The 21873-nt window shown below is 61.6% G+C and carries 15 protein-coding genes and 2 pseudogenes; 11 read left to right on the forward strand and 6 right to left on the reverse strand.

Annotated elements, in window-relative coordinates; all coding sequences use genetic code 11:
* Positions 1-240 precede the first annotated feature (240 nt).
* Entirely contained in the window at positions 241-1140 is a 900-nt protein-coding gene (fepB, locus tag Electrica_RS18380) for a Fe2+-enterobactin ABC transporter substrate-binding protein (RefSeq protein ID WP_167686283.1), read from the forward strand.
* 179 nt (positions 1141-1319) lie between these two features.
* Here fepB and entS read toward each other — a convergent pair whose 3' ends face one another.
* Positions 1320-2561, reverse strand: coding sequence for an enterobactin transporter EntS (entS, locus tag Electrica_RS18385; RefSeq protein ID WP_141965120.1), 1242 nt, complete (start codon positions 2559-2561; stop codon positions 1320-1322).
* A gap of 204 nt (positions 2562-2765) precedes the next feature.
* Here entS and fepD point away from each other — a divergent pair, with 204 nt between their 5' ends.
* From fepD to fepC, 3 genes are read left to right on the forward strand one after another with little or no spacing between them, the layout of a single operon-like run.
* Positions 2766-3773 (forward strand): Fe(3+)-siderophore ABC transporter permease, encoded by a 1008-nt coding sequence (fepD, locus tag Electrica_RS18390; RefSeq protein ID WP_141965121.1) that lies wholly within the window; start codon positions 2766-2768, stop codon positions 3771-3773.
* Positions 3770-4762, forward strand: coding sequence for an iron-enterobactin ABC transporter permease (gene fepG / locus Electrica_RS18395; RefSeq protein ID WP_165785445.1), 993 nt, complete (start codon positions 3770-3772; stop codon positions 4760-4762). The genes fepD and fepG overlap by 4 nt, the downstream gene beginning before the upstream one ends.
* Positions 4759-5553, forward strand: coding sequence for an iron-enterobactin ABC transporter ATP-binding protein (gene fepC, locus Electrica_RS18400; protein WP_141965122.1), 795 nt, complete (start codon positions 4759-4761; stop codon positions 5551-5553). Before fepG ends, fepC begins: the two co-directional genes overlap by 4 nt.
* Before the next feature lie 943 nt (positions 5554-6496).
* Here the strand turns inward: fepC and entF are convergent.
* From entF to fes, 3 genes are all read right to left on the reverse strand, one after another.
* The gene (gene entF / locus Electrica_RS18405; RefSeq protein WP_141965123.1) at positions 6497-10378 is read right to left on the reverse strand and encodes an enterobactin non-ribosomal peptide synthetase EntF; all 3882 of its coding nucleotides are present in this window, start codon (positions 10376-10378) and stop codon (positions 6497-6499) included.
* Positions 10375-10593: an MbtH family protein gene (locus Electrica_RS18410; RefSeq protein WP_141965124.1), complete on the reverse strand. Its 219-nt coding sequence runs from the start codon at positions 10591-10593 to the stop codon at positions 10375-10377. Before Electrica_RS18410 ends, entF begins: the two co-directional genes overlap by 4 nt.
* 98 nt (positions 10594-10691) lie before the next feature.
* The gene (gene fes, locus Electrica_RS18415; RefSeq protein WP_141965125.1) at positions 10692-11897 is read right to left on the reverse strand and encodes an enterochelin esterase; all 1206 of its coding nucleotides are present in this window, start codon (positions 11895-11897) and stop codon (positions 10692-10694) included.
* A gap of 257 nt (positions 11898-12154) precedes the next feature.
* Here fes and Electrica_RS18420 point away from each other — a divergent pair, with 257 nt between their 5' ends.
* Entirely contained in the window at positions 12155-14395 is a 2241-nt protein-coding gene (locus Electrica_RS18420) for a TonB-dependent siderophore receptor (RefSeq protein WP_141965126.1), read from the forward strand.
* Positions 14396-14510: 115 nt separating this feature from the next.
* Positions 14511-15143, forward strand: a complete 633-nt coding sequence (gene entD, locus Electrica_RS18425) for an enterobactin synthase subunit EntD (protein WP_141965127.1) — start codon at positions 14511-14513, stop codon at positions 15141-15143.
* Positions 15144-15219: 76 nt separating this feature from the next.
* Here entD and Electrica_RS18430 read toward each other — a convergent pair.
* Both Electrica_RS18430 and Electrica_RS18435 read right to left on the reverse strand, forming a co-directional pair.
* Positions 15220-15366, reverse strand: a pseudogene (locus Electrica_RS18430) (transketolase family protein); the annotation flags it as partial.
* A gap of 520 nt (positions 15367-15886) precedes the next feature.
* Entirely contained in the window at positions 15887-16585 is a 699-nt protein-coding gene (locus tag Electrica_RS18435) for a GNAT family N-acetyltransferase (protein ID WP_141965128.1), read from the reverse strand.
* A 212-nt stretch (positions 16586-16797) separates the two neighbouring features.
* Between Electrica_RS18435 and Electrica_RS18440 the strand changes: the two are divergent.
* The 5 genes and pseudogenes from Electrica_RS18440 (at position 16798) to Electrica_RS18460 (ending at position 21833) form a co-directional block, all read left to right on the forward strand.
* Positions 16798-18366: pseudogene (locus Electrica_RS18440) on the forward strand (ABC transporter substrate-binding protein).
* A 100-nt stretch (positions 18367-18466) separates the two neighbouring features.
* Positions 18467-19480, forward strand: a complete 1014-nt coding sequence (locus tag Electrica_RS18445) for an ABC transporter permease (RefSeq protein ID WP_131047612.1) — start codon at positions 18467-18469, stop codon at positions 19478-19480.
* Positions 19480-20313 carry an ABC transporter permease gene (locus tag Electrica_RS18450; protein ID WP_141965129.1) on the forward strand — a complete coding sequence of 278 codons (834 nt, stop codon included), beginning with the start codon at positions 19480-19482 and terminating at the stop codon, positions 20311-20313. Before Electrica_RS18445 ends, Electrica_RS18450 begins: the two co-directional genes overlap by 1 nt.
* Positions 20306-21142 (forward strand): ABC transporter ATP-binding protein, encoded by an 837-nt coding sequence (locus Electrica_RS18455; RefSeq protein WP_141965130.1) that lies wholly within the window; start codon positions 20306-20308, stop codon positions 21140-21142. Before Electrica_RS18450 ends, Electrica_RS18455 begins: the two co-directional genes overlap by 8 nt.
* A complete protein-coding gene (locus Electrica_RS18460) occupies positions 21129-21833 on the forward strand; it encodes an ABC transporter ATP-binding protein (RefSeq protein ID WP_141965131.1) in 705 nt (234 codons plus the stop codon). Before Electrica_RS18455 ends, Electrica_RS18460 begins: the two co-directional genes overlap by 14 nt.
* Positions 21834-21873 lie beyond the last annotated feature (40 nt).

Here is a 21873-nt window from a genome sequence, read left to right on the forward strand (position 1 = left end):
CCAAAAAACGATAAAGATATTACGAATAATTATCATTTATATTTTTGTTGGGTAACCTAAAAGGTATTGCCTGCCATGTCAACCGTACAAACGGCATGTTGTGCGACTTAGGCTTGCATCCATGCGTGACAAAGTTGAAAATGAGACGCATTTATATCAACTTAACCAGGATGCGAATACGTGAATTTGTCCACATTATGTCGCCGTACCCTGCTGGCCTGCGGGCTGGCGCTTTTAGCAATGACTTCAGCTCTGGCGGCCGACTGGCCTCGTCAGGTGACCGATAGCCGCGGTGCGCATACGCTGGAAAGCAAACCCCTGCGCATTGTCTCCACCAGCGTCACCCTCACCGGCTCGCTGCTGGCGATTGACGCGCCGGTGGTCGCCAGCGGCGCCACCACGCCGAATAACCGCGTGGCCGACGCTCAGGGATTTCTGCGTCAGTGGAGCGCCGTCGCGAAAGAACGTAAGCTCGCGCGCCTGTATATCGGCGAACCCAGCGCCGAGGCCGTGGCCGCGCAAATGCCGGATCTGATTCTGATTAGCGCCACCGGCGGTGACTCCGCCCTCGCGCTGTACGACCAGCTCTCCACCATCGCGCCGACGCTTATCATTAATTACGATGACAAAAGCTGGCAGGCGCTGTTGACCGAACTGGGGCACATCACCGGCCAGGAAAAGCAGGCGTCGGCGCGTATTGCCGAGTTTGATAAGCAGCTCGCCACCCTGAAGCAACAGATGAAACTCCCGCCGCAGCCGGTGAGCGCGCTGGTGTACACCGCCGCCGCCCACAGCGCCAACCTGTGGACGGCGGAATCCGCTCAGGGCCAGATGCTTGAACAGCTGGGCTTCACCCTGGCGACCTTGCCTGCCGGTCTGCATACCAGCCAGAGCCAGGGAAAACGCCATGACATTATCCAGCTGGGCGGCGAAAATTTAGCCGCTGGCCTCACTGGCAACAGCCTGTTCCTGTTCGCCGGCGACGATAAAGATGCGGCGGCGATTTACGCCAACCCGCTGCTGGCGCACCTCCCGGCGGTAAAGAACAAGCGCGTCTATCCGCTCGGTACAGAAACATTTCGCCTCGATTACTACAGCGCCATGCTGGTACTGCAGCGTCTCACGACGCTCTTCGGCTAACTCTCATTCCCGGCAGGCGCTGCGCTTAGCCGGGCTACGATATCTGCGACATCTCGCCACGCTCTTCGGCTAACTCTCGTTCCCGGCAGGCGCTGCGCTTAGCCGGGCTACAATATCTGCGGCATCTCGCCACGCTCTTCAGCTAACCTTCATGCCCGGCAGGCGCTGCGCCTGCGCGTTTAACTTTCGCTGACCGCCTCAGGACGCTGGAAACGACGCAGCTCTCCCAGCAGCCCAATCAGTATTACGCCGACAATCACCAGCGCCCAACCGCTGGCGCTCGCCGACGCGACCGGGGTCATCATCGCCCCCAGCCCGCCGAGCAACGCAGCGCCAATGGCATCGCCAGTAACGTTCTGCGCGGTCCACAGGCCGTTAATCCGTCCGAGCATCGCTTCCGGCGTCTGGGTCTGAATCAGGGTGTACTGCAACAGCGAGCTGATCGCGCTCAGCCAGCCAAACAGCGCCAGACACAGCGCGCCCAGTGCCCAGACCGGCATCAGGCTGAACAGCGCAATGGCGACAAATGAGCCGACCGTGGTCATCAGCATCAAAGCGCCCGGTTTCGCCGTTTGCGCCAGCTGACCGCTGGTCAACGCCCCCAGCGCTGCCCCCAGCGGAATAGCGGCATACAGCAAACCAATCTGCGAGGCCGACATCTGCCAGCCGTCGGCCAGCGCCGGGTAAAGCACCCGCACCGCGCTCGCCATGGTCAGCAGACCGCCCAGCAGGGCAATCCCGCCAATCAGCGGGCTATTGAAGAGGAATTTCAGTCCCGCCAGCAGCGACTTGAGCGGATGTTCCCGCGGTTGCGGCGGCGGTGGTAGCAGCGGCAGACGCAGCAGGGTCAGAGTGGTGATAAACGTGCCCGCCGCCGCCAGGCCATAGTTCCAGGCCACGCCGCCGGTGGCCAGCAGCAGACCGCCGATCATCGGCGAAATCACCGATCCCAGGCGCACCGTCAGCATGGTGATCGCCCCGGCCTGCATCAGATTCTCACGCCCGACCAGCGCGGGTGTCGCCGCCAGCAGTGCCGTCACGCCCAGCGAAGCAAAAAAACCGTCCCAGATCCCCAGCAGATAGATGGCGAGTAGCGACGGCTCAGGCAGCAGCGCGTTGAGGCACAGACCGATAAAACCCACGCCGCAGGTCCCCCGCGCCAGCAGAATCAACCGTTTCCGCTCATAGCGATCCGCCAGCACACCGCCGACCATCAGGCCAACAAACATCGAGCAGCCGGTCAAGGTGACCGAGAGCCCCACCTGCCAGGTAGAGTGGGTCATCATCTGGATTTGGACCGGGATCGCCACACCCAGCAGGCCGAGCGACAGGATCGAGATAAAACGGGCGATAAAGACGGCGCGAAACGCCGGATGGGTTTGCAGCAGACTGAGGTTCAGCAGCCGGGATTGTCGGTTCATGACAGCGCCTTGTTATTCTTTTCCATCAACGCGCGATCGTTCAGCCTGCGTCTTTACGGGCTGCGCTTCCTTAGCCCGGTCATACGGTTAGCGATGCATTCTGAATGATTTTGCGTATACCATTCTTGTGGGCCGCCATGCTAACATAACTGAATAGAATCGATAACGATAATTACTATCATTACCATATCAGGGATGTGAATTATGTCGTTTTCTACGACCGCGGTGCGCGCCGTCGCCATACCGGGTCTGTTACTCGTCTTAGCCTTTGCTATCGCTCTCAGCCTGCTGATTGGCGCCAGACCTCTTCCATTGCGCGTCGTCGTGGAGGCTTTTTCCGGTACCTGTCAGAGCGCCGACTGCACTATCGTGCTGGACGCCCGGCTGCCGCGAACCCTGGCGGGACTGCTGGCCGGCGCCGCGCTGGGCCTGGCAGGATCGCTGATGCAGACTCTGACGCGTAATCCCCTTGCCGACCCCGGCATTCTCGGGGTGAACTCCGGCGCCAGCTTCGCGATTGTGCTGGGCGCCGCGCTGTTTGGCATCCACTCCCCGCAGGAACAACTGCTGATGTCGTTTTGCGGCGCGTTTGGTGCCTCGCTGCTGGTGGCCTTTACCGGCAGTCAGGGCGGCGGCCAACTCAGCCCGGTTCGCCTGACGCTAGCCGGTGTGGCGCTGGCGGCTGTGCTGGAGGGGCTCTCCAACGGGATTGCGCTCCTCAATCCTGATGTTTATGACCAGCTACGTTTCTGGCAGGCCGGCTCGCTGGATATCCGCACCCTGCAGACGCTGAAAATCGTCCTCCTGCCGGTAGTGCTTGCCGCCGCCGTGGCGCTGCTGTTAAGTCGGGCGTTGAACAGCCTGAGTCTCGGCAACGATACCGCCACCGCCCTCGGCAGTCGGGTCGCCCGTACTCAGGTCATCGGCCTGCTGGCGATTACCGTGCTCTGCGGTAGCGCCACGGCGGTGGTTGGCCCCATCGCCTTTATCGGCCTGATGATGCCGCATATGTCGCGCTGGCTGGTGGGCGCCGACCATCGCTGGTCGCTGCCGGTGACCCTGCTGGCTACCCCTGCCCTGCTGCTGTTTGCCGATGTATTGGGGCGCCTGCTGGTTCCCGGCGAACTGCGAGTCTCGGTAGTCAGCGCCTTTATCGGTGCGCCGGTGCTGATTTGGCTGGTGCGCCGTCAGCCGCGCGGAGGTGCAATATGATAGCCCCCTCCCGCCGACTGCTGCTCAGTTGTCTGATTCTGCTGGCCGCCAGCCTGCTGGTCTCCCTTTGGGGACTCGGCAGCGGCCTGGTGCCGTTAAGCGTCGGGCAGGTGCTTTCCGCTCTGCTGGGCGATGCGCCGCGCAATATCACCATGGTGGTCACCGAATGGCGGTTGCCGCGGGTGCTGATGGCGCTGCTGATCGGCGCGGGACTTGGCGTCAGCGGCGCCATTTTTCAGTCGCTGATGCGCAACCCGCTGGGCAGCCCGGATGTGATGGGCTTCAATACCGGTGCCTGGAGCGGCGTGCTGGTGGCGATGGTGATGTTCGGCCAGAACCTGACGGCGATTGCGCTGGCGGCGATGACCGGCGGCGTGCTGACCGCGCTGGTGGTCTGGCTGCTGGCCTGGCGCAACGGCATCGAAACGTTCCGCCTGATTATTATCGGCATCGGCGTTCGCGCCATGCTGGTGGCCTTCAATACCTGGCTGCTGCTACGCGCCTCGCTGGAGACCGCCCTCTCCGCCGGGCTGTGGAATGCCGGTTCGCTCAATGGCCTGACCTGGGGGAAAACCTGGCCCTCCGCGCCGCTGATTGTGCTGATGCTGGTCGCGGCGGCGCTGCTGGCGCGGCGCATGCGCCTGCTGGAGATGGGCGACGATACCGCCTGCGCGCTCGGCGTGCGGGTGGAACGTTCGCGCCTGCTGATGATGCTGGTGGGCGTGGTGCTGACCGCCGCCGCCACCGCGCTGGCGGGGCCAATCTCGTTTATCGCCCTGGTCGCGCCGCATATCGCCCGCCGCCTGAGCGGCACCGCGCGCTGGGGATTAACCCAATCGGCGCTCTGCGGCGCGCTGCTGCTGGCGCTGGCTGACTACAGCGCCCAGCGCCTGTTTATGCCCTATCAATTACCGGTGGGTGTGGTGACCGTCAGCCTCGGCGGCATCTATCTCATCGCGCTGTTAATTCAGGAGTCCCGCAAAAAATGACCGCCGAAACGACCCGTTTGCGCGGCGACCAGCTAACCCTGGCGTACGGCAAAAAGACCATCGCCGAATCGCTGAATGTGACCATTCCTGACGGCCATTTCACCGCGATCATTGGCCCTAACGGCTGCGGGAAATCGACGCTGCTGCGTACCCTGAGTCGCCTGATGACGCCGGCCAGCGGCCATGTTTATCTCGACGGTGAGCAGATCCAGCGCTATGCCAGCAAAGAGGTGGCGAAACGCATCGGTCTGCTGGCGCAAAATGCCACTACGCCGGGGGATATTACCGTTCAGGAGCTGGTGGCGCGCGGCCGCTATCCGCATCAGCCGCTGTTTACCCGCTGGCGTAAAGAGGATGATGACGCGGTCAACAGCGCCATGAGGGCGACCGGAATAACCGACCTGGCGCGACAAAGCGTCGATACGCTCTCCGGCGGCCAACGGCAGCGGGCCTGGATTGCGATGGTGCTGGCGCAGGAAACGGCCATTATGCTGCTCGACGAGCCCACCACCTGGCTGGATATCAGCCATCAAATCGATCTGCTGGAGCTGCTGAGCGAGCTGAATCGCGAGAAGGGGTATACCCTGGCGGCGGTGCTGCACGACCTTAACCAGGCCTGCCGTTACGCAACGCATTTGATTGCCTTGCGCGACGGCAAAATCGTCGCCGAAGGGGCGCCGAAAGAGATTGTCACCGCCGAATTGATCGAGCGGATTTATGGCCTGCGCTGCATGATCATCGACGATCCGGTCACCCATACCCCGCTGGTGGTGCCGCTGGGACGCCGGTAGCGAGTTCCATGACGGCCACACTCCCGGCTCGCGCTACGCTTAGCCGGGCTACCTGAGCCAGGCTGGCATGATGCCCGGCGGCGCTGCGCTTGCGCGGGCCTACGGGACGAATGCCGAGCGCCTGACCGGGTCAGCGTCGCACCACCCGGCAAAATACCGGCGCAGAGGCGTAGCCTGGGTAAGGCGTTTACGCCGCCACCCGGGAATAACGGCCGCCCGGGCAGGTTAATACAGGTCGAATGCCGAGCGCCAGGCCGAGTCAGCGTCGCACCACCCGGCAAAATACCGGCACAAAGGCGTAGCCCGGGTAAGGCGTTTACGCCGCCACCCGGGAATAATGCCCGCCCGGATAAGGCGCTTGCGCCTTATCCGGGAATAACGCCCGTCCGGGCAGGTTAATACGGGGCGAATGCCGAGCACCAGGCCGGGTCAGCGCCGCGCCACCCGGCAAAATACCGGCGCAGAATCCGTAGCCCGGGTAAGGCGTTTACGCCGCGACCCGGGAATAACGCCCGTCCGGGCAGGTTAATACGAGACGAATGCCGAGCGCCAGACCGGGTCAGCGTCGCACCACCCGGCAAAATACCGGCACAGAATTGTAGCCCGGGTAAGGCGTTTACGCCGCCACCCGGGAATAACGGCCGTTCGGGCAGGTTAATACGAGACGAATGCCGAGCGCCTGGCCGGGTCAGCGCCGCGCCACCCGGCAAAATACCGGCACAAAGGCGTAGCCCGGGTAAGGCGTTTACGCCGCCACCCGGGAATAATGCCCGCCCGGATAAGGCGCTTGCGCCGCGACCCGGGAATAATGCCCGCCCGGATAAGGCGCTTGCGCCGCGACCCGGGAATAATGCCCGCCCGGATAAGGCGTTTACGCCGCCACCCGGGAATAATGCCCGCCCGGGTAAGGCGCTTGCGCTACGACCCCGGGGGGTATCTCTCCTTACCCCAGAATCTCCCGCACGACCGGACCAATCGATGCGAAAGCCTGCGGGGAGATAATATCCACGTGGGCGCAGTTCTGGCTAAAGACCTCCAGTTCGCCCACCCAGGGGCCCCATACCGCCTGCGGATCCATTCCCGCCTGGCGTGTTTTCTCCGCCACAAACAGCGTCGCCTTGCCATCAAATTTCGCGCTATGCGCGGTGGTAAGCAGGCGAACCGCATCGGCATAGTTGCCCTCGATAACGCGGAACAACTCGCCGGAAGCCTGCCCCTGCTGAGCGGCAAGAAAGGCCTCGCGCTCGCGTTCAATCTCAGCCAGCACCTCCGGGTCCAGACCGTTAGCCTCTTTTTCCGCCCAGTTCTGCGTCTCCGGTGGCCAGGTATCCAGCAAGCCCAGGAACGCCACCGCTTCGCCGCGCTGGCATAAGCGGGCGGCAATCCCCTGCGCCAGCGTCCCGCCGAGGGAATAACCAAACAGGTAATAGGGCCCGTGCGGCTGCTGCGCCAGCAGGGTCTGCAGATGTTGTTCGCACACTTCATCGAGATTGGTCGCGTTCATCATCGGCCCTTCCGGACGCGGCGACTGAATGCCGGTAATCGACCAACGCGGATGAAGATAGCGGGCCAGCACGCTGAACTGCCAGGCAAAACCCGACGCCGGATGGAAGCAAAACAGCGTTGGCCCGTCGCTCACGCGCAGCGGCAGAATCGCATCAAAGCCCAGGCGCTGTATCTGCTCATCGCTAAGATCGGAGCCCAGCTGCGCGCTCAGTTTCCCCACCGTCGAGGCCACCATCACCTGCCCCGGCGTCACCTGACGTCCCAGCTCGCGGCTGAGCTGCGCCGCCAGGCGCATCGCCAGCAGCGAATGGCCGCCGAGGGCGAAGAAATCGGCTTCAATGTCGTTCACTTCACAACCCAGTAGCTGGCTGAACGCCTCAGCCACGGTGGTTTCGATCCCCGGCTCCGGCGCTCGACCGCCGCGTTCACTGCCTAAAGTCGGCAGCGGCAGCGCTTTGCGATCCAGCTTGCCGTTGGCGCTCAGCGGCAGTTCCGCCAGTTGAATCAGCACCACCGGCAGCATATGCGGCGGCAGCTGTTCGGCGAGACGCGTTTTCAGCGCTGTCGTATCCAGCGGCAACCCGGACTCTGACACCAGGTAACCGACCAACTGGCGGGCATCGCCGCCGGTCGACGCCGCCTGATTGAAAACGCAGGCGTGGGTCACCGCCAGAGCAACGTCCGGTAGCGCAGACATGACGCGGTCGATTTCGCCCAGCTCAATACGCTGCCCGCGAATTTTCAGCTGATCGTCGCTGCGCCCGAGGTATTCCACCGCGCCGTTATCCAGCCAGCGCGCCACGTCGCCGGTACGGTACATCCGTTCACCGACGGAAAACGGGTCGGCGATAAAGCGCGAAGCGGTCAGATCCGGGCGGCCCAGATACCCCTGCGCCAGCTGAATGCCGGTCAAATACAAATCTCCGGCGACGCCCGGCGGAACCGGCCACAGAGTAGCATCGAGAATACGCAGTCCGGTATTCCATACCGGCCAGCCGATCGGCACGCTGTTACCGGTGACCGCCGCCAGCTCCGCCCCGCAGGCCGGATACCAGCTCACGTCCACCGCGGCTTCGGTCGGACCATAGAGGTTATGCAGCGGCGCGCCGGTCAACGCTTCCCACTCGCGGCACAGGTCGGTTGGTAACGCTTCCCCGCTACAGAAGACGCGCTTCAGCGTCCGGCAGGTCGCCACGTTTTCAGCATCCAGCGAAGCCACGAACGCCGCCAACATTGACGGTACAAAGTGAGTGGTGGTGACCCCGTAGCGGGTAAAGAACTGCTGCATCGCCTGCGGATCGCGATGGGCTTCCGGCTCGGCCATCACCAGCTGCGCGCCGGTAATAAACGGCCACCAGAACTCCCACACCGACACATCAAAGCTGCACGGCGTTTTCTGCGCCACCACATCTTCGGCGGTCAGCGGATAGTGATTTTGCATCCACAGCAGACGGTTCACGATCGCAGTTTGCCCGACCATCACCCCTTTCGGGCGCCCGGTGGAGCCGGAGGTAAAGATGATGTACGCCGTATGCTCCGGCTGCGAGAGCGCCAGCGGAGTGTCATCGCCTGCCGCCAGCGGCTGCTGATAACACAGGGTTTCCAGACCCGGAATAGCGCTAAAGCGAGCGAGCTGATCGTCTGCGGTAATCAGCAGCGACGGACGGGCGTCCTCCAGCATCATGCGCAGGCGATCGTCAGGATACCCGGTATCCAGCGGCAGCCAGGCCGCCCCGGCCTCGACGATGCCGTGCAGCGCCAGAGTGAGGAATACCGAACGCGGAAGCGCCACCGCGACACTATCGCCCGGCTTAACCCCGCGTTCACCCAGCAGTCGGGCCAACGCCACCACCTGCTGGCGCATTTCCCGGTAGCTGAATTGCCGGGTCGCATCCGCCAGCGCCGGGGCATCCGGCGTTTTCGCCGCCTGCTCCGCCACCAGGGCGCTGAGCGTCGTCGTCGGCAGCGCCACGCTGGTATCATTGACTTGCGCCAGCTGCGCCGTCTCGGCGGCCGACAGCAGATTGGCCTCACCGCAGCGTAGCGCCGGATCGGCGGCAAACTGGGTCAGCAGCGCGGATAAACGCGCCACGTGCGCGCGCAACGTGGCCTGGTCATAGCGCGTTTTGTTCGCCAGCACCTCCAGCGACAGTCCGCCGGACTCATCCGGAAACAGCGCCAGTTCAAGATCGTTTACCGGGCCGGTCGCCAGGGTGTGGGTCACCGCCTCAATACCGTCAATATCCAGAACATAATCAAAGACTTTAATATTGAGCACCGGGCCAAACAGCGGCTCATCGCCCGCCGCTTTGCCGCTATCGCGCACGATTTGTTCGGCGTCGTAGCGCTGGTGGCGGCGCATTTTTTTCAGCCGGGCGCTGAGACGCAGCGCCAGCTCCGCCAGCGTCTCTTGCGCATCGATATGTACCGCCAGCGGCAGGACGTTCAGTACCGGGCCGGTTGCAGTCAATGCCGCCGAGCCCATCCGGCGCATAAAGATAAAGCCTGCGGCATAGTCCATGCGGTTGCATAAGCGGCCAAGCCACAGGGTGGTCAGCGCCAGCGCCAGATCGGCGCGCTGACACTGCGGCGCGCCAGCGGCGAGGCGGCTGAACAGGCCGGCATCCAGATCCAGCTTCAGGCGCCAGATATCGGTACTGGTCGCTCGTCCCGCCAGCGGCGCGGCAGAGAGCGACGCCGGTGACGGCAGGGCTTTGCGCTGTTCGCTCCAGAACGCTTTATCGCGCTGCCAGGCCTCGCTGCCGTAGTAGCGCTGATACTCGTCAACAACCTCAGCGAAAGGGGTAAACGGTGACGCCGGTGTCGCCTCCCCACGTTGCCAGGCGCGATAAATCGCCGCTATCTGGCGGGTAATAGCGGGGAAACTGAAGCCATCGACCAGTAAATGATGATAACGCTGATACCAGTACCAGCAGTCATCCGCCACCCGCAGCAGCTGGTGACACACCAGAGGGTTGCCGCCGTCCACGCGTAAATTCTGTCCGAGGTCGACCTGCATTAACGCCAGCGCGGCGTCGTGCGGATCGCGCGCCTCGCGCAGGTCGTAATAGTCAGGTTCAGCGAAGACAGGATGCTCATCGACCCATTGCCAGGCTTCGCCATTCTCTTCACAAAAACGCAGGCTGAGGGTGTCGGCCTGCGCCAGACCGGTGACGATCGCCCGCCCCAGCAGCGCCGGATCAAGATGGCCGCGCAGCTCGACATAATGAGCGACACTCCATGCGCCGGGCAGCGTAGAGAGCCGTTCCGCCATCCAGATCCCAGGCTGCGCCGCGACCAGCGGTAAACGAGGGCTCATGTCCGGCTCCTTGCGGCGGCATGATGCGCAGGGGTAAGGGTTGACCAGTTCGCCGCCAGCCAGTCGTTGCACGCCGCTAAGGGCTGCGGCGGGCATTCCACCACCCAGCCTTGCGGCAGCGCGCAGTGGTGCGGCCACAGGCTGTATTGCTGCTGTTCATTGCGCAAAATGTAAAACTGCCCTTGCGGATTATCGAAGGGGTTGCTGAATTGCATACCAAACTCCTGTCTTTACTCGCCACCCTGCCGGCGGTTTTCGCCCAGGCCACAGCCTCGGGGTAAGCGGAAGGATGTTGAATCTGAAGCGCACTTTGTTATTGCCCGCGGCTCAGCGGCTGCCAGAGCTGGATGAGTCCAGCCGTCAGCCCGCCGCGCCAGCAAAGCGCATCGTGTCCGCCGTCAACCTGACGCCAGAAAATCGTCTGCGGTGTCTGCTGTAGTCGCGATAAAAGCGCCTGATTGGCACGAAAAATAAGCGGCTCACGCTCTCCGGCCTCCAGCCAGATTCGCAGCCCGTGCGGGCGGAGCACGCCCTGGCTCAGGCGTTCGATCAGCAGGCCGCTTTGTGCGCCGCCGCGATGCGGCCACCAGTAGGAGCCAGACTGACTTAGCACGCAGCCGAAGCGCTGCGGCCAGTACAGCGCGGCAAACATCGCCGCCAGGCCGCCAAAGCTCTGCCCGACGACCACTGTGCGATCGGCGCGGTCGCTAAAAGGCGCGATTTGCTGCACCCGAGGCAAAAGCTCTTCCTGCACCGCCAGCCAGAAATCAGCGTGACAGGGCAGCTCCCGGCTCCGGTGTTCGTTGTCGATAACATCAATCAGCAGATACACCGCAGACGGTAGTTTTGCCTCGCGCGTCAGCCCGGCCAGCGCGGACCACACCGGCATGCTTTCGGCCCAGAACTGGCCATCAAGCAGCAGCGCCAGCGGACGCTCTGCGGCAGCGGCCTCACCGGTGGTGTAAACCCATATCCGCCGCGAGTTGCCCAGCCGGGCGCTGTGCCATTCAATACACACTGGTGGTTGATAAGGCTCATCGCGCAGCGACCAGCCGGGTTGTTCCGGCGCCAGCGGCAGCTCCAGCGCCGAAACCGCGTGGCCGCGCCCGCCTTTCCAGCTTTGCGGGTTTAGCGGATCGGCTATCGCCTGCGGCAGCAGCCTGCGCCAGCCTTCACGCAGCAGCGTCCGGTCCGGACTGTCGCTGGTAAAAATCTCAGGGGCAAAATCGTCATCGCGTTCGGAGGGAATAAAGCAGTAGCTGCCGCGCCAGGCGGGCGACAGCGTGGTTTGCCATTGCCAGGCATCGGTGCCGGGTACGCGCGTCAGGGTTTGCGGTACGGCATTTTGATGATGGTCGGTGACGCCGGTGATGTAAATCCACACTCGCTTCGTCAGCGAGGTCTCTTCGCTGCCCGCCGGATCCCGCCACCAGAAGGTCACCTGGCAGCCATCGCCAACGGTCTCAGTCTGCGGACCGGAAATCCCCTGCCACCAGCCATCACTTCCTGTTATTAGCATTCCGTCATTAACCCTATGTTTACCGTGATTTTTCTCAATAAATGTAATTTTTATTGATAATAATATTGATAACTATTTGCATTTGCAATAGCGTATTACCGCACTTTGGGAAGAGCCACTTCTGATTACACATGTCAGAGAGGGCCAATTGGTCGGCGACGGAATGCCCTCGCTCTCTACTGGCAACATTTCTGCCGCCTCCCCTCCCGGTGGGAAGGGGTTTCAGGGGCATGCGGCAACGGAAAGCAGGACGTAAAATGCATAACAAGATCAAATCCCTGGCCTTGCTGGTCAATCTGGGAATTTATGGGGTTGCCTTCCCGCTGTGCGCGGAAGAGACCCCCGAGAGTAAAAAAACGGCCGCTGAAGAGACGATGGTGGTCACCGCCGCCGAACAAAACCTGCAGGCGCCGGGCGTATCGACGATCACCGCCGAGGAAATTCGTAAACGTCCCCCCGCTCGCGATGTCTCCGAAATTATCCGCACCATGCCGGGCGTTAACCTGACCGGCAACTCCACCAGCGGCCAGCGCGGCAACAACCGTCAGATTGATATCCGCGGCATGGGCCCGGAAAATACCCTGATCCTGATTGATGGCAAGCCGGTCACCAGCCGTAACTCCATCCGCCTCGGCTGGCGAGGCGAGCGCGATACCCGCGGCGATAGCAACTGGGTTCCACCGGAGCTGATTGAGCGCATTGAAGTCATTCGCGGACCGGCGGCGGTACGCTACGGCAACGGCGCCGCGGGCGGCGTGGTCAATATCATCACCAAAAAAGGTGATAACCAATGGCACGGTTCATGGAACACCTACATGAACGCCCCGGAGCACAAAGATGAAGGCGCCACCAAACGCACCAACTTCAGCCTGAACGGCCCGCTGGGCGGCGACTTCAGCTTCCGCCTGTCAGGGAATCTCGATAAAACTCAGGCCGATGCCTGGGATATCAACCAGGGCCACCAGTCAGAACGTACCGGGATTTACACCGATACACTGCCTGCCGGCCGCGAAGGGGTGGAGAACAAGAATATCAACGGCGTCGTGCGCTGGGACTTTGCGCCGATGAACTCGCTGGAGTTTGAAACGGGCTACAGCCGCCAGGGCAACCTGTATGCCGGGGATACGCAGAACACCAACACTAACGACCTGGTGAAGAAAAACTACGGCAAAGAGACCAACCGTCTCTATCGTCAGACTTACTCGGTGACCTGGAACGGCGGCTGGGATAACGGCATCACCACCAGCAACTGGGCGCAGTACGAGCACACCCGTAACTCGCGTAAAGGCGAAGGTCTGGCCGGGGGCACGGAAGGGATTTTCAGCAGCAATCAGTTCTCTGATATCGACCTGTCCGACGTGATGTTGCACAGTGAAATCAGCGTTCCGTTCGACCTGTGGGTCAATCAGAACCTGACCCTGGGTACCGAGTGGAACCAGCAGCGGATGAAGGATCTGGCCTCCAACACCCAGACCTTTATGGGCGGCGACATTCCAGGTTCAACCAGCACCGGCCGCAGTCCGTATTCGCAGGCGGAGATCTTCTCGCTATTTGCCGAAGACAACATTGAGCTAACCGACTCCACCATGCTGACCCCGGCGCTGCGCTTTGACCACCACAGCATTGTGGGCAATAACTGGAGCCCATCGCTGAACCTGTCTCAGGGGATCGGGGATGACTTCACCCTGAAAATGGGCATCGGCCGCGCCTATAAAGCGCCGAGCCTGTACCAGACCAATCCAAACTACATTCTGTACAGTAAAGGCCAAGGCTGTTACGCCAGCGCAACCGGCACCGGTTGCTATATGATGGGTAACGACGACCTGAAAGCGGAAACCAGCACCAACAAAGAGATCGGCCTTGAGTTTAAACGCGACGGCTGGCTGGCCGGGGTAACCTGGTTCCGTAACGACTACCGCAACAAGATTGAAGCTGGCTACGCGCCAATCTCCCAGACCGGTAAGGGTAAAGTGAAAACCGATATTTACCAGTGGGAAAACGTACCGAAAGCGGTGGTCGAAGGCCTGGAAGGAACATTGAACGTCCCGGTTAGCGACACCGTTAACTGGACCAACAACATCACCTGGATGTTGCAGAGTAAGAACAAAGAGACCGGCGACCGCCTGTCGATTATTCCGCAATATACGCTGAACTCGACCCTGAGCTGGCAGATATACCAGGATGTTTCCGTGCAGTCGACCTTCACCTGGTACGGCAAGCAGGAACCGAAGAAGTATAACTACAAAGGTCAGCCGGTCACCGGCAGTGAGAAGAACGAGGTGAGCCCGTACAGCATCCTCGGTCTGAGCGCGACCTGGGACGTCACCAAATATGTCAGCCTGACCGGCGGCGTGGATAACGTCTTCGATAAGCGCCACTGGCGTGCGGGTAATGCCCAGACCACCGGCGGCGATACCGGTTATATGTACGGCGCGGGCGCCGAAACCTATAACGAATCGGGCCGGACCTGGTATATGAGCGTCAACACGCAGTTCTGATTACGCGCCTGAAGCCCAGGCCGCTCTCCCCCGGAGGACGGCCTGGCTATTTGGCCTCCTGACGGGGCAACCGTAAAGCTATCCCCTCACCTGCATCCTGACGTAGGATGACACTATGCAAACGACACACTCCACGTTTCTTTTTGCCGGCCATCGCCTGCATCAGATTGATTTCGACCCCGGCACCTTTGCGCCTCACGATATCCTGTGGCTTCCCCACCATCAGCAGCTGGCAAATTGCGCGAGAAAACGACAGATGGAACACCTTGCCGGACGTATCGCGGCGGCCTGCGCCCTGAAAGCGGCGGGCGTGAAAGGCGTTCCCGGAATCGGCGACCAGCGGCAGCCGCTGTGGCCTGCCCCGTGGTCTGGCAGCATCAGCCACTGCGGCACCCGCGCGCTGGCCGTCGTCGCCGACCGACCGGTCGGGATCGACATCGAAAACGTCTTTACCCCCGCGCTGGCGGCGGAGCTGGAGAGCAGTATTATTCGTCCGCCGGAACGCGCGGTGCTGATGGCCAGCGGACTGCCCTTTGCACTGGCCCTGACGCTGGCTTTTTCGGCGAAAGAGAGCGGATTTAAAGCCCTGCCTCTCGCACAGCAGCCAGGAACAGGGTTTATGGACTTTCGGATAACCGACATTCAGGGCGAGGTCGCCACGTTGCGGTTTGCGCAGCAGGTGTTCCGGGTACATTGGCTGCTGGATGAGCCCTACGTCATCACGCTTTGCCAGACGCAACACCGGTAATAAAGGAAGAAACCCGCACGGTCAGGACCGCACGGGGGAAACGTCATCCGGGCTCAACAGATTGTTTTGGCGAGGGCGATAATAGCCTGCCATAGCTGGCTCCCGCATTCAGACCAAATAATTTGACGTTGGTGTAATTGTAACAGACATCGACTTTGATCTGTTCATTGGCGCGGGAAACCAAAAATGGCGCGGCATTGCAGGTCACCGCCACTTCCCCCCCTCAGCGCCAGCCCGGTGGCCTCATTTTGTACCGGCGTTGATTTGGTCGTCGATGGCGGGTTTATCTGCTGGTAAGCAGAACATATCGGCGCATCCGCGCTAAACCGGTGACCGGATCTTCAGATCTGTGCCTGCCCTTCTGCCGGGCGGCGGCTGACGCCTTGCCCGGCCTACAAAACCTGGTCTGTGCCAGTGACCGGACCTTCAGGCTTGCGCCTGCCTGTAGGCCCGTGCAAGCGAAGCGCCGCCGGGCAATTCCGCGGCAACGCCAATATGGGGTCGATAACAAGCGGCTCCGGCTATTGTGCTGGCACCCCTGCCCTTCTGCCGGGCGGCGGCTGGCGCCTTGCCCGGCCTACAAACCTGGTCCGTGCCAGTGACCGGACCTTCAGGCCTGTGCCAGCCCTGTAGGCCCGTGCAAGCGAAGCGCCGCCGGGCAATTCTGCGGCAATTTCTGGCAATTTCTGGCAATTTCTGGCAATTCAGCGCAACTCCGGACAACGCCCGTTGCCAGCAAGCGGCTATGAGCGCAAATCCTCCAGTCGCTTCACCTGTCTCCCTTCACCATCAAAATTCTCCACCGCCAGCCATGCGCGCAGCGCCGCATCCCGCTCCGACCATTCACTATCAATTATCGACAGCTGATCGCTGTCACGGGTGCGCCCTTTACGCACCATTTTTTGCCGCAGACAGCCCTCCCAGGTAAAGCCCAGACGCTCCGCCGCTCGTCGTGAAGCGATATTCATCGAATCACATTTCCACTCCAGCCGGCGATAGCCCTGCCCGAAGGCGTTTTTCAACAACAGCCACACCGCTTCCGTGCCCAGCGGCGTATTCTTCATCTGCCGCGACCAGGTCACATGGCCGATTTCAACGGTCCCCATTGCCCGATCGATGGCCATATAGCTGACCAGCCCGACCGCCCGCTCGGTCTGCAGATCGATAACCGCAAACGGCACCAGCGCGTCATCGTTGACTTTACCTGCCACCCAGTGGGCCGTGGCTTCGACGCTCGTCGGGCAGGAGCTGGCCAGCCATGTCCAGTCGCTCTCATCCCCCAACGCGTAGGCGGCAAACAGAGCGGCGGCATGGCGCTGAACGTCTAGCGGTTCAAGCCGACAAAAGCGCCCGTTTAACGGCGTGCGTTTCAGGACTCTGGCCCCCTGCCAGTCTGCGACAACATCATTCACCACCTGACCAAATTGATTGATTTCCGGCATGCCCGCACCCCGTTGAATTGTAATGAAATTGTTATATCAAGAAGCGCGACGGACAGAAAGCGCGCCGCCGCTTATTTTGATTAATAACCCAGCGCCATGAATTATTCTTTTTATGCATAAGCTTATCCGCATTTTGACTTTACGACTGCGGTGAAGCGGCCTAACGTAGCGAAGCATAAATAATCAAAACAACATTTTTTCAGGGATTGCACATGACCAAAAAACTGCTGTCTTTACTGGTGCTGACCGCACTCTCCGCCGCCGTCCATGCTGCGACACCGCCCTCCACCCTGGTCGTTGCCCAGGGTCTCGACGACATCGTCAGCCTCGACCCGGCAGAAGCCAATGAGCTTTCCAGCATTCAGACGGTACCGAGCCTCTATCAGCGCCTGGTTCAGCCCGATCGCGATAACCCTGAAAAAATCACCCCGATTCTGGCCGAAAGCTGGCAGGCTGACCCGGCGGCGAAAACGCTGACCATCAAGCTGAAGCCCGATGCCAGATTCGCCTCGGGCAATCCGCTGCGCCCGGAAGATATTATTTTCTCCTACACCCGCGCGGTGACGCTGAATAAGTCCCCCGCGTTTATCCTCAACGTCCTCGGCTGGCAGCCGGACAACATCGCCAGCCAGCTGAAAAAGGTCGATGACCATACGCTGCAACTGCACTGGACCGCTGACGTCAGCCCGGCGGTGGCGCTGAATATTCTCTCCACGCCGATCGCCTCCATCGTGGATGAGAAGCTGGTGGCGCCGAACGTTAAAGACAACGATTTCGGTAACAGCTGGCTGAAAATGCACTCGGCGGGCAGCGGCGCGTTCAAAATGCGCGTCTATCAGCCGCATCAGGCCATCGTGCTGGAGGCCAACGACAGCTCGCCTACCGGCGCACCGAAGCTGAAAAGTATCATTATTAAAAACGTCCCCGATCCGGCCTCTCGCCGCCTGCTGATTCAACAGGGTGATGCCGATATCGCCCGCGATCTCGGCGCCGATCAGATAGCCGCCCTGCAGGGAAAACCCGGCGTTAAGGTGCTGAGCATTCCTTCCGCCGAGCAGAACTAGCTGGCGTTCAACACCGGCAACAGCGCTAACCCGCTGCTGAAAAACCCGGCCCTGTGGGAAGCCGCGCGCTGGCTGGTGGACTACGACGGCATCACCAAAGATCTGCTTAAGGGCCAGTATTTTGTACATCAGAGCTTCCTGCCGGTTGGTCTGCCGGGGGCGCTGGATAATAATCCGTTCAAATTTGACCCGGCGAAGGCCAAAGCGATTCTCGCCAAAGCGGGGATTAAGGACGCGCACTTCACTCTTGATGTCGAGAACAAACCGCCGTTCATTACTATCGCCCAGTCGATGCAGGCCAGCTTTGCCCAGGGCGGCGTGAAGATTGACCTGCTGCCGGCCGCGGGCAGCCAGGTGTATGCCCGCGTGCGCGCGAAGCAGCACCAGGCAGCGATTCGCCTGTGGCTCCCGGACTATTTTGACGCCCACTCCAACGCCAGCGCCTTTGCGTGGAATGATGGCAAATCCAGCACCGTCGCCGGTCTCAACGGTTGGCAGATCCCGCAGCTGAATCAAGAAACCCAGGCGGCGGTCGCCGAAGCGGATCCGGCAAAACGCCTCGATCTGTACAAAAAAATGCAGGAAGAGCTGCAGCGCAGTTCGCCATATGTATTTGTTGATCAGGGGAAAACGCAGATCGTGGTCCGCGATAACGTCAAAGGCTATCAGCAGGGCCTCAACGCCGATATGGTCTGGTACGATAACGTCACCAAGTAATTTCTCTTGTTGCCGGGTGGCGCTGCGCTTACCCGGCCCGGGTTCTCGTTTTTTGTAGGCCGGGTAAGGCGAAGCCGTCTCCCGGCATGAAGAGACTTCCATGCCACATTTTTCCAGGCGCGTGCTACAGGGGCTGCTTACCCTGCTCCTCACGCTCTTCGGGCTGTTGCTCGTCACATTCGCCCTCTCCGCGTTTTCACCTGTCGATCGGGTGCTGCAAATCGTCGGCGATCATGCCAGCCAGTCGACCTACGATCAGGTTCGCCACCAGCTCGGGCTCGATCGCCCGCTGCCGGTACAGTTCTGGCACTATCTGGTTAATCTGGCCCACGGCGACCTCGGCACCGCCAGCTCCACCGGCCAGCCGGTACTGCACGACCTGCTCGCCACCTTTCCCGCCACCCTCGAACTGGCCACCCTGGCGCTGATCGTCGGGGCGCTGTTCGGGGTGATTGCCGGCGTGCTGTGCGCCCGTTACGCCGGTTCCCCGTGGGATCTGGCGGTCCGTACCTTGACCTTGATTGGCAACTCGGTTCCCATTTTCTGGCTCGGGCTGCTGATGCTGGCGCTGTTCTACGCCAAATTGCAGTGGACGCCGGGGCCCGGCCGACTGGACGATATCTATCAATATACCGTAGAACCGCGGACCGGCTTCGTGCTGATTGATACCTGGCTCTCCGGCGATAAAGAGGCGTTCAAAAACGCCATTGGCCATCTGCTGCTGCCGGTGCTGCTGCTGGGATACTATTCGCTGGCCAGCATCACCCGCCTGACGCGTTCCGCCTGCCTCAGCGAGATGAACAAAGAGTACATCCTGCTGGCGCGCGCCAAAGGGGCCAGTGAAATGACGATTCTGCTGCGTCACGTGCTCCCCAACATTCGCGGCACTCTGCTGACGGTGATCGCTCTGGCCTGGACCTCGATGCTGGAAGGCGCGGTGCTGACGGAAACCGTCTTCTCGTGGCCGGGGATTGGCCGCTACCTGACTACCGCGCTGTTTGCCGGCGATACCACGGCGATCATGGGCGGTACGCTGCTGATTGGCGCCAGCTTTGTCTTCATTAATAACCTCACCGATCTGCTGGTGCGGTTGACCGACCCGAGGGTGCGCTGATGCCGGCTTATCTGTTTTTGCGTCGTCTGCGTCGCTCCCCCGCCGCCTTTTGCGGGCTGATCGTTATCGCGCTGCTCCTGCTGGTGGCGCTGTTCGCGCCGTGGCTGGCGCCGCTCGATCCCAACTGGCAGGATGCCGCGGCTCGTCTGCAAAGCCCCGATGCCCGGCACTGGCTCGGCACCGACAGCTATGGCCGCGACCTGCTCTCTCGCCTGATTTACGGCGCGCGCCCGGCGCTGGGGCTGGTGGCGTTAGTCACTCTGATTACGCTCCCCGCCGGTCTGCTGGTGGGGATTCTTTCCGGCTATTATGGCGGCTGGCTGGAGCGTATTCTGATGCGGTTTACCGACGTGGTGATGTCAATGCCGCGCCTGATCCTCGCCTTTGCCTTTGTCGCCATGCTGGTGCCGGGGTTGGTTAACGGCGCGCTGGCGCTGGCGCTCACCACCTGGCCCGCCTACGCTCGCCAGGCGCGCAGCGAAATTCAGCGCCTGCGCCATAGCGATTATCTGGCTGCGGCGGAGATGATGGGCATTCGCGGCTGGCGGCTGCTGACTGGCCATATTTTGCCGCTGTGTCTGCCCTCCGCCATCGTGCGCCTGGCGCTGGATCTCGCCGGCATTATTCTCGCCGCCGCCGGGCTCGGTTTCCTCGGTCTCGGCGCGCGTCCGCCGATGGCGGAATGGGGGGCGATGATCGCCGACGGAATGCAGGTCATTTTCGATCAGTGGTGGATTGCCGCCGCGCCCGGGGCGGTGATCCTGATAGCCAGCCTGGCCTTTAACCTGCTGGGCGACGGCCTGCGCGATGTTCTGGAGCCGCAACATGACTGATACCCGACTCACCGTTCAGGGGCTATCCATCGACTATCCCTCTGCCCGGGTGGTGAATAACCTCAGCTTTACGCTCGGCAACGAGCGGCTGGCGCTGGTGGGCGAATCCGGTTCCGGCAAATCGATGACCGCCCGCGCGCTGATGGGGCTGGTGCGTCGCCCGGGCGTGGTCAGCGCAGAAACGCTGAACGTGCTGGGGCACGATCTTCTGACCCTCAACGCTCGCCGCTGGCGTGCGCTGCGCGGCAACGATATCGCCATGGTCTTGCAGGATCCGCGCTATGCGCTGAATCCGGTGCAGACCATTCAGGCACAGCTGGAAGAGGCCTTAACGCTGCATCAGCGCCTGAGCCGCCGCATGCGGCTGGAGGTGGTGAAAGCTGCCGTTGCCGCCGTCGGCCTCGATTTACCCGTACTCAGCCGCTACCCCGGCGAACTCTCCGGCGGAATGGGACAACGGGTGATGATCGCCATCGCGCTGTTGAACAACCCGAAAGTGCTGATTGCCGACGAACCGACCTCGGCGCTCGATTCCCGCCTGCGCAATCAGATCCTTGAACTGCAGGTGGAACAGTGCGAGCAGCGGCAAATGGCAATGTTGCTGATTAGCCACGATCTGCCGCTGGTGGCGGAGCATTGCCACCGGGTGCTGGTGATGTATCAGGGCGCACAGGTCGATGAGATGCCCGCCCGCGAGCTGCCTCAGGCGACGCATCCCTACACCCGTACGCTGTGGACCTGTCGTCCCGATGCGAGCACCTACGGCCAGATGCTGCCCACTCTCGACAGAACGCAGGACTTTACGGAGGCGGCGCATGGCAGTCGTTAATCTCGACGCATTGCAGGTCATTTTTGCGGAAAAAACGGCGGTGTCCGCTGCCAGCTTCCGCGTTGAGGCCGGGGAAACGTTTAGCCTGATCGGCGCCTCCGGCTGCGGAAAATCGACGATTCTGCGGGTTCTCGCCGGGCTACAGCGCGAGTGGCGCGGCGACGTTCAGCTGTTCGGCAAAGCGATAGCCCCCGGGGTGCGTTTTCAGGGCGAGTTGCGCCGCAATGTGCAGATGGTGTTTCAGGATCCCTATGCCTCTCTGCACCCCAACCATACGCTGTGGCGAACCCTGGCTGAACCGCTGAAAATCCACGGTCTCGACGCTATCCAGCAGCGGGTCGCTACCGCGCTACAACATGTGGGGCTCCCCGCCGACGCCGCGCGTCGTTATCCGCATCAGCTTTCCGGCGGCCAGCGCCAGCGCGTGGCTATCGCGCGGGCGCTGCTGCTGCGCCCGCAGATCCTGCTGTTAGATGAGCCCACCTCGGCGCTGGATATGTCGGTGCAGGCGGAAATTCTCAATCTGCTGAACCGGCTGAAGCAGGAGCACGGCATGACCTATCTGCTGGTCAGCCATGATGCCGATGTGATTGCGCATATGTCAGATCGGGCGGCATTTATGGCCGAAGGGGTCATTCAGCGCTTCTTTGACCGCGAGGCGCTGATGCAGGGCGAACACCGGATGACGTAACAGCCATCCGGGTGGTTTCCCGCCGGGGGCCGATAATATT

Source organism: Klebsiella electrica (assembly GCF_006711645.1).
Lineage (GTDB): Bacteria > Pseudomonadota > Gammaproteobacteria > Enterobacterales > Enterobacteriaceae > Klebsiella > Klebsiella electrica.